The organism is Winogradskyella undariae (assembly GCF_013285155.1).
GTDB lineage: Bacteria > Bacteroidota > Bacteroidia > Flavobacteriales > Flavobacteriaceae > Winogradskyella > Winogradskyella undariae.
This window is the reverse complement of sequence record NZ_JABTEL010000027.1, coordinates 1-10,098: the sequence shown is the minus strand read 5'-3', so window position 1 is coordinate 10,098 and position 10,098 is coordinate 1. Positions and strand designations below refer to the sequence as shown.

The following is a 10,098-nucleotide window of genomic DNA, read 5'->3' as shown; positions in this document are numbered from 1 at the left end:
CTATGATAATAATTACAGAAGTACTTTAGCAATAAATTAATAAGTTTTTACTTGTTTTTTACCACAGTACTTTGTTGCCCATAGTACTTTCTACCTAATAACTTGAATGAATTATAAATGCATCTAATACTTTTACTACAAAAGATTTAGGTTTAATAAATCCATAGTTTTTTAAATACCAAAAATTCTTATTCCAAAGACCACGTTTTAAATCTAAACTATAAGTCAATCTACTACCATTAAATGAATTCAATTCTTGCACGTGAATATTTGAGTCACCAGCTATATAAATTTTGATTGATAATTTGAATCTTGATATTATTATTTGACCTTTTTCTAATTTAACAGTAGTTATCGCATTTTCATTAGCGTCTAAATTCATTTTATCAGAGATACTTTTGAATTTTTCGTGAATTTCTTTAAAAACATTGTCTGTAATTTTTCTGTTTTCTTTATTTCCAAATGTTACAGAAACACGGTCTATTTTTTTACCATATTTTTGAATAATGGGGATTTTGATATACTTATCAAGAAACCATAATCTAAAAATATTTAGATAAAACGGAACAGCTTTAAAAGTGTCTACAATATATTTTATAGGTCTTAAAAATAGTCGATACTTTAGTCTGCTAAAAAACAAATGCAAAGTTTTTTTAGAAGCACCTTCGTACATATTCGTTTTTTGAATCTTTATACCTTCCTTTAGTTTTTCTTTTGTAGTGCTCTTATTTAAAACCGTAAATGAAATAAACTTTTCTGGCACTTTCCCTAGTTCGGTTTTGTTATATAGATATAATTTATCAATGAAATTCCATTTTCCTTTAGGTTCTTTTTGATAATATGCCTCTAAATAATAATTAGCAGATTTGTTAACTATCATAGTCGAACGATGTAGTACCTCTGAAAAGCATATGTTAACAGATTTATTAGAGTTCGGAAGGATTGTTATGGGATTGTAACTTTGAAGTTCCTGGTTTTCAATTTCCTTTGTGTTTAGAGGAATTTTATCGATAAGTTCTGAAGCATAATAAATTGCACTATCAGAGTTAATTTCATCTGATTTATAAATTCTTACAGCAAAATCATAAATAACTCCATATTTTTTTCTGTGGTTACATAATTCGCTTGAAAAAATAATAGATTTTAATCTTGTGAAATTGTGAAGTTCTTCAGTTTCAAAAACAACTTTTGTCGCGATATATATTTTAGGTTTAAAACGAATTACATAATTATCGACAAATGACCAAATTCCTAATGTTCCACCAATCAAACCGAGTAAATTTGGAAGCCAATTTGAAGTAAGAAATTCTGTCATTTATTTAGTTTTTTTGTATTATGGGCAACGTATTTGTGTATGGTTAGTTGCGTGGTTTAGCGAGTAAGTTAGCAAACTTTTACGAACCCGTGAATATTCCGCAGGAATATTCCAGATAAGCAGAAACCAAGCAATTAAATATACACGGTGTTAACTACCGGCTTTTTTTCTATTTATACAGATTTCAGATTTTTAAATTTTCCAATAAATATAATTTAGGAATTCTAATTTTAGCAACGGTTTAAGGGTATTACTCCGTTTAGCGAATCCAGTTTAGCTCAGATTGGTTTTCCTGCGTACAGTTCAACCGTAACGATAAACACAAGCTTTTCAATCTTGATTTACTTTATTGATCTTTTTAATCTAAAATTATCTTAGTTGTTTTAATTTCAAACAGAGTAGAGTAAGCTCAAAATTGGTTTCTTTAAACTATCTTTTAAAATTCTATTTTTCTTGGTTTATGAAGTCAAACCGTAAGCAATGCGTAATGCTTTTCAGATTTAATTATCCATCTGAGTAATCAATCAAATAAGGGCTTACGATGTTTCAATTTAAGAAAAATGTTAGTTGGCGAGGCAGCTTGTAGTTAACGTTGTTGTATATGGTTTGTTGCGTGATTAAGCACCTAATTTAGCAAATAAAAACCGAATAGAAAATCCGCGAGGATTTTCGTAAGTAGGCTAGAACTAGCAATAAATTATATACTGTGTTACCTGCTGGCTTTATTCAGTTTTTTATTTACTATCTCAATTATTTTTCCTTTTGCTATTATTCTTGGTGGTTCTAGCAATTCAAATTCCAATTCAGGATAGAGTAGGTTTTCAAATTCTTCTGTCCACAATATATTAATCAGAGCTATAGTTTTTTCTCCAGGAAAGACTTTCTGTTTGTCATTAAAAATCAGATTAGCAGAAGTCATTTCTTTTTTGTTAGTCAGTTTGAAGATTGGTCGATATCCAGAATATGCGCAACCTTTCCGACCACCATTTTCGGTTGTCATAAATTCAAGTTTAGCAATAAAATCTGGTTCAAGTTTCTTGTTTTCGTTTATATAAGTGATTTGATATTTATCATTCAGTTCGTAAACAAGAATATTAGGGTTTTGCTGTAATTTGATTTTTCCGTTTTTAAACTGCGTTTCAATTGATTCAACTGATTTTTGGTCAAAGGAATAGACTTCGCTTTTGAAGTCATTTAAATGGTCAATCCAATTCGTTATTGATTCAGTTATAGAATCGGCATAAATAGTTTGGCTAAATTCCCTTTCGCTTAATTCAGTTCTATATGTAAATGCTTTTATCAATGTTTGTTTCAGCTTGCAGGTAACGTTTCCGTATATGAGAAGTAGCAGATTAAAATGCAGTAGTTTTTCGGATTTAACACAAAAAAGCAGAAAAGAACAAAATTTTTGATTTAGCTCTTAACTGCTATTTCTTATATACATTGTTGTGGTTAGTTTTATTGTTTTACCATTGTATATTCTCCAAATGGTACTCTTAGAACCTCAGGAGAATCCTCAGTAGGTTTCATACCACCATGACCTATATATATTGTTGCTGTCATTTTTTCTGGGTTGGTCTCATCTAAAAGATAACGTAGCACTACTGAAGTAGATAAATATAATCTTTCTGAATCATGAAAACTTAACCTTAGCCGTCTTTCATTATCACTACAATCATCACAACTAACATATCTGTCTTTTGGAATAATTTGTCGTCCATTTATCGTATGACCTTGTGCAATAATGCCGCTGTCTTCATCTAATAGAGGTAAATAATTAACAATTTGAATACCGTTTTCTATATATTTATACTCACCTATTAATAAATCTTGATAATATTTACCATTATAAAATAGTTCTAATTTTTGAAGTTCAATTGTTAACGAGGTTAAACCGCTTGTGAATTTCCAAGTGCCAACAAACTTATCGAGTTCGTTATCCAAGTCTTTAATATAACCTTCTTCTGGTGTATTATGTATATAAGTATCTAAGGGTACAATAGGAGATTGTGCTTTACAGGCAAAAGATGTCATTAATATTACAGCAATTAATATATTCTTCATAATGTATGTTTTTTAGTTGCAAGGTGTTGCTGCAACTTGATTATTAGTATTAAGTGTTAATTTTTTCCATTTTTCTAAAGGTAAAGGAGGTTGATCTCCTGTAGCTTCCATTTCGTAAAGCCCTATACCAAGATCTAAATCTCTTACTATTTCTAAAAATATTTTTTGATATACAGCGCCTTCGCTATTTATATTATCTGCGCCTTCTGAATACATACCATCAATTTTATCTGAAAAATCCTTCCATTCATCTATACCATCGTTGTTTGAGTCTTTACTGTCATCCCAAAGTGCCTGCAAGCTTTGCAATTTGCTAATATCTTCAATCTTTATAGCATACGTATGTGTTACGCCGTTTTGTTTAACCACCAATGCTGTTACAAAAAGGTTGTCACCAGCTGTATTGTATTCTTGTAAGCTATTATTGGTATAGTAGTTTCTTACACTTAGAAGCGAATATAGATCTTCTGCGGAAAACATAGGAATTGCAACATCATTAATTGGGTGTGTATGTACAGTACCATATTGGTAGGGTTGTTGCGGAAAAATTACATTTTTCTGATTTTTTGATGGTATGTGTTGCGCATAAGGGCCATGTTTAGGATAATTACCTCTATTATAAAACCCAAAACCATGCTCCCAATTGCTACTTAACTCATTATCAATATTAATAAGTGCTAAGCGTGGTTTTGTGTTCTTACCGTCTGTATTATATGGGCTACTGCTTTGAGTATATGGATTTGTTTCACTGTAAGCAGGTGGCGAGGTCAATCTTTTAAGCTGGAAACATGGGTCGTCTGCGCCAGTACTATTATTTTCCGTTATTAAAATCGCAGTAGCATCATCCATACAATTACCCTCAGCATCAAGTTCTAGACAATCTTGGGTGTCGTCTGGATCAGTAGTGTCTGGGTCATTTGGATCCGTTTGGTTTGGATTACCAGTTCCGTCTCCAATACCATTACCTCCACCTAATAATCCACCAAAAGGATCAGAACCTATGCCACCAGAGCCACCACCTCCAGAGGTATCACCATCGTCATCCCAAAAATCGCCATTAGAATTATCATCAGGACAGGGTACTTCGGCTTGTATATTTATAGTATGGCTTGCACCAAAAGCTCTAGGGCTAATTACGGTAATAGTCTGAGCTACGTAACACGGTTCTTCATCTGTAGATTCTCTACTCATTAAAGTATTCATAGACGTTTTTTGCGCCATATCTAAAGGTATATTACCTGCTTTTACGTCTTCTTTTTCTGCTTCAGATAAATCATATCTGACAATTGAAGCTTTATAAGAACCATTTACTTGTTTGCTTAATACTAAATTTTCCACCAAACCATTATCTTCATCTCTGTGTATAGCAAAAGTATAAGAGTCATAAGTACCGTAAGTTACATAGTTAACAGTTTCATCATCTACATAAAAATCGTATGCTTCTATATAAGTAGACCTGCCTTGCAAGTTTGTACTACTATCAGATATTTCGTCCACTTTGGGAAATGCTTCTATAATAGCATTTACTCCTTTGTTTTCATTGACTTCAGCTTTATTAATAACTTTGAGATTGAATTTAAGTTCAGTAGCGATTTCATCTACAGTAACTGAATCATCTTTTTGGCATGTGAGACATAACATTAAAATCCCAAAGAGTAGGATTCCATGTTTGAGGTAATTTTTAAAGTTTTTTTTCATTCCGTTGTTGGTTTAAGGTTAATAATTCAAATTTAAGTCTGGTCATTTTGTTTTCAAATCGTTAATGAGTCAACTATGCTTTTCACTTAGTTAACTGGCTCTTGGTTTGGTCAAAATTAACCACAACGGTCTTGTGTATGGTTAGTTGCGTGGTTAGGTAGCTAATTTAACAAACTTTCACGAACCCGAGAAAATTCCGCAGGAATTTTCGCAAGTAAGCTCAAAAAAGCAATTAATTATACACGGTGTTAGCAGCCGGCTTTTAATTTCACGCTGTTTCATTAAACAACTTTAAGATTGATTTTAGCGTATAATTCCGTTCTTGGTATCCTACTACGTTCAGATTGGTTTTTTAGCATTCAGATCGGCCGTAAAGTTTTGTAAATTAAAATAGAGTAGAGTCAGTTTATGGTTTTCTCTATGGATCTCGTAAATTTTAATTTTAATGGTTCCTATTATCCTGCGTTATTTTTCCGTAATTCTAATCAATTCTGCTTATTCATCTGAGTAAGCAATCCAATATCGTTATTCCGCAAACTAAGTCAATTCGACTTATCCGTCTGAGTAATAAATCCAGCGTTAATTTTCCGAACTCTTAATCGAGTCAGATTACTCGAGTGAGATTTTAATCGTGAGTAGAAATAAAAAAACTCTTAAATTAAGAAAGCTGTTAGCAAAACGTGACTGCTTGCTGCTAACGTGTTTGTGTATGCTTAGTTGCGTGGTTAGGCAACTAATTTAGTAAACTTTTACGAACCTGAGAATATTCCGAAGGAATATTCCAGATAAGCAGAAACAAAGCAATTAAATATACACGGTGTTGGCAGCCGTGCTTATTTTTTTAATCCTGCGTTGTTGCTAATCAGACACGCATTTTCCACACAGCTTGTATATCCTGCGCTATATTTTTAATATCTAGGAAACTTATCAAATTTTAGTTCTCGTGTTTAATTAATTAGATAATTATTCCAATTTAGTTCCGCAAGAAATTAAAATTTCCGACTCCATTTTTTCTGATTTTACTTACTTAAAAGTCAAAAAAAAAAATCGCGAAAAACTAACTAGGCTTTTTTATTGCGATGTAGCTATTTTTTCAACCGTAATTTTCCGTTCTGCTTATAATTCCTGCGTTGTGATTTTCATTCCAACGTTTTGAAATTCCAATTTTATTTTATTCTCAAAATTTAGATTTGTATAAGTTCCAATTTAGAGTTGGACTTTGCCGCACACGCATTGCTGCCAACGTGTTTGTGTATGGTTAGTTGCGTGGTTAAGCAACTAAGTTAGCAAACTTTTACGAACCCGTGAATATTCCGCAGGAATATTCGCAAGTAGGGAAGAACCTAGCAATTAATTATACACGGTGTTGCCAACAGTATTTTATTCAATTTCTTCATTTTCTATTACTTCAATCGGTTTAAATTCCTTTTCATTCGGATAATAATTATCCATAAATTCATAATATTTCCTCACGCAACCACCTTTGTCCCCTAATCCAACTGTGTAGAATTTCAGAGTGTCATTTTGATTAATTATTCTGTAAATCCAGTTATCTCCATTTGGGTCAATTTTTGTCCGTCTAAAATTGGTCAGAAAATGTTGTTCAAATTCGTTATTGCTATTTTTTAAATTCAATTCCGCAAGAGTGTTTTTCCGCATTTGAAATTTTCGCTCAAATGTTGTGTCTTCTTTGATTGTTGTTTGAAGTATTAATTCGTTATTTTTTTTGGTTAAAATCAATTCATCAATTCTTACCCAATATTCCATTGTCAGGTTTGCAGTTATTCGCACAGTATCTTTTTCGGTCATTCTTGACGTGAAGTCCGATATATTTTCAGGTAGATTTATTTCCGAAATATAGTTTTCAGCTTTCTTTTCCGATTTACAATTTAATAGGAAAACAGAAGCTAAAACTATAAGACTGAAGTTCAATTTGAGCACTTTTTTCATATTGTTGGCAACGTGTTTGTGTATGATTAGTTGCGTGGCTCAGCAACTAAGTTAGCAAACTTTTACGAACCCGTGAATATTCCGCAGGAATATTCGCAAGTAGAGAATAATAAAGCAATTAATTATACACGGTGTTATGTGTGGTTATTTTTCGCTAATTAATTTTATATATTCAATTTTTACATCTTTTTCTTCTACTATTAAACCGTAAGATTTCAGACTACTGATAATGTCATTTTTTGATTTAATGCCTATTATAAAATCATACTTTGTTTCATTTTTATCATTGAATTTAAACGATACAGAAGAAATATTTGATAATTCAACAAGTGTATTATTTATGGTATATGCAGTAAATATTATTTTGTCATCTGCGTCAGATTTAGATGAAAATCTTTTTTCCAAAGTTTCTTCTAAAAGCGATTGGTCTTGAATTGAAACGACATTTACCTTTGTAGGCTTAAAGACCGTTTGCTTTTTTAAATTCAGTTTTTTTAAAATGTCTTTTTCTAACAAATTTAGATTTTTAGGTTCTTTAGTATTCTTATAAATTAGGTCGAAACGTTTATCTTTTATTGTTTCAGGTAATTCTAATTGGTCATTTTTAATATTTAGAATATCATTATAAATATCTTCCAGTCTATAGGATTTTAAATTTATAATGCTTGTTCCCATTGCTTGTTTAGATATTTCCGTACTTTCTGTTTCTTGAAGTTCAAAATAATACTTGACTTCTTTATTACTCATCAATTCTTTGAAATCAAATGTTTGTTGTTGTTCTTTGAAACTTACATTTTTCTCTAAATCGAAATCTATATTTTCTGTATTCCCGTTGGAAAGGAATTTTGACATAATCGCAGAATTTAGATTTTTTGGCTCTCCTATCCATTTTATAATACCACTTTTATCTATCAAAACTGTTAAAGGATATTCATCTAATCCTTTGATTCCATCTCCAAAATTAATTTGAGTTTCTTTCGTCAAATCCGTAACCACGATTGACTTAAATTCGATTCGCTTTAGGCTTCTTTCAACTTTTGCAATTGATTCGTCTGTTATTGAAATGTAATTAAGGTCTTTTTGGTTAAACTCTTCTTGGATTTTATTCATATGGGGAACCGCAGCTATACATGGTCCACACCAAGTTGCCCAAAATTCGAGAACTATGTACTTATCATTCAAATTTTTGTCATTTGGAATATTCTCAATCCAATTAGTTATATTTATTTTTGGTGCTTTTCCGTTGACTTTTATATTGGATTGGGCATAAATATTACCAAAAGTCAATAATATCAGAATGTACATCAGTTTTCTCATAGTTTGTTTTTTTTAATCACACATAACGTTGTTGTATATGATTTGTTGCGTGTTTTAAGCATCTAATTTAGCAAATATAACCCGAATAGAAAATACGCGAGGATTTTCGTAAGTAGGCTAGAACTAGTAATAAATTATATACGGTGTTATGTGCTGTTTTTATTCCGATTTATCTAAAGTTAACGTTCCACCAAAGCAACTGTTTTCTCCTGTTAAAATTCCTTTATTAAACAAAGAGTGAGCAACCATTTTCATTTGTTTATCATTCGAGATTGTAATTCCCCAATCTTTTCCGTTTTCGATTCTGTATATGAGTGAGTCAATTCCGATTTGATTCTCTAATTCAGACAGTTCTTTCATAGAATATTTGTCAAATGCACTTATATTCCAAATGGCACTATCGTTTTTAAATTCAAAATACCTTTCTTTATTTTCGATTGCAGTTTCATAAACTTTGATAATTCCGTCTTTTGAATATCCTAAATTCAATTCTCTATGCAATGCTCCTTTCAAAAAATTTCCTTTCGTGCAATATTCTCGAATTTCTCCATTATTCAAATTTTTAACTTTAATTACAAGAAAATTTTGAAATGTACTTTCATTCTTAATTGCTTTTACATAATTCGGATAAAGTTCTTCGTCACTTAAACTTTGTTCATATTCAACAACTTCCTTACACGAAGTAAAAAATAGAATAGTAAAAAGCAATATTAGTTTTGTTTTCGTCATTTTTGGTAATTGCACATAACGTGATTGTGTATGGTTAGTTGCGTGATTTAAGGAACTAAGTTAGCAAATAAATCACAGATAGAATATTCCGCAGGAATGTTCGTAAGTAGGCTAGAAGCAAGCAATTAATTATACACGGTGTTGTCTGTAGTTTTTTATTTCCAGTTTCTAAAATCAGTATATAAAAATCCATTATCAGATAATATCAATTTATTATATTCTGTATTGCTTCTTTTATCGAGAAAGGTCAAGTTAATATTTACTAAAGAGGTATATTTTCTTAAGTCTGTTGTTAATGAACGTTCCAATTTTCCATTGTTATCGACAATTTCATAATACCCAACTGGTTTAATAAATTCTATTGAATCGAAGCAGTAGCTTAAGTTGATTTCAAAATTTTCTGATTCAAATTCCCAATAATTCCCAGCAGAAACATCTTCAGTCAAAATGGAATTGCATATTTTGATATCAACTTCGGAAGCTTGTGTTGAATCTGAAGTAGATTTAATTCTTGTTTTTTGTGTAAAGCAAATGTCATTATCATTAATATTCCATTCTTTAATACCAGAATAACCTCTTTTTTCGCTGAATACATTATTATTAATCCATTCGGAAATTTCTTTTTCCTCTAAATTACTAAATTCAATAGATTGACTTTTAGTATATTTCAAAATTCTTTCAGAAACATCACTTTCTTTTACTGTATTGAATTTTACAATTGCATCAGATGGGCTTTCGCAGTTATTCGATTTAGAACCTACTATTGTCTTTTCTGTATCAACTTTACATCCTAAAATCAGAAGTGAAACAACAAAAAATAATATTTTCAGAAAAGCTTTACTCATAGTTTTGTTAAATTACAGACAACGTGATTGTGTATGGTTAGTTGCGTGGTTAAGCAACTAAGTTAGTAAACATTTACGAACCCGTGAAAATTCCGCAGGAATTTTCGCAAGTAGGCAAGAACAAAGCAATTAATTATACACGGTGTTGTACGCTGGCTTTTATATTATTATAATTAATTT

General features: G+C 31.0%; 8 protein-coding genes. All 8 read right to left on the bottom strand.

All coding sequences use genetic code 11. The features are described from left to right. Positions 1-94: 94 nt before the first annotated feature. A complete protein-coding gene (locus HSX10_RS18105) occupies positions 95-1,315 on the bottom strand; it encodes a hypothetical protein (RefSeq protein ID WP_173589666.1) in 1,221 nt (406 codons plus the stop codon). Positions 1,316-2,024: 709 nt separating this feature from the next. Next, positions 2,025-2,618, bottom strand: coding sequence for a hypothetical protein (locus tag HSX10_RS18100; RefSeq protein WP_173589665.1), 594 nt, complete (start codon positions 2,616-2,618; stop codon positions 2,025-2,027). 155 nt (positions 2,619-2,773) lie between these two features. Then, entirely contained in the window at positions 2,774-3,379 is a 606-nt protein-coding gene (locus HSX10_RS18095; protein WP_173589664.1) for a DUF6705 family protein, read from the bottom strand. Between the two features lie 12 nt (positions 3,380-3,391). Beyond that, positions 3,392-5,077 (bottom strand): hypothetical protein, encoded by a 1,686-nt coding sequence (locus HSX10_RS18090; protein WP_173589663.1) that lies wholly within the window; start codon positions 5,075-5,077, stop codon positions 3,392-3,394. 1,380 nt (positions 5,078-6,457) lie between these two features. Next, a complete protein-coding gene (locus HSX10_RS18085) occupies positions 6,458-7,027 on the bottom strand; it encodes a hypothetical protein (protein WP_173589662.1) in 570 nt (189 codons plus the stop codon). Positions 7,028-7,171: 144 nt separating this feature from the next. Beyond that, on the bottom strand, positions 7,172-8,344 hold the full coding sequence (locus HSX10_RS18080; RefSeq protein ID WP_173589661.1) for a TlpA family protein disulfide reductase: 1,173 nt from the start codon (positions 8,342-8,344) through the stop codon (positions 7,172-7,174). A 159-nt stretch (positions 8,345-8,503) separates the two neighbouring features. Then, positions 8,504-9,073 carry a hypothetical protein gene (locus HSX10_RS18075; RefSeq protein ID WP_173589660.1) on the bottom strand — a complete coding sequence of 190 codons (570 nt, stop codon included), beginning with the start codon at positions 9,071-9,073 and terminating at the stop codon, positions 8,504-8,506. Positions 9,074-9,228: 155 nt separating this feature from the next. Continuing rightward, complete coding sequence (locus HSX10_RS18070) at positions 9,229-9,918, bottom strand: hypothetical protein (RefSeq protein WP_173589659.1); 690 nt, start codon at positions 9,916-9,918, stop codon at positions 9,229-9,231. Positions 9,919-10,098: the final 180 nt, after the last annotated feature.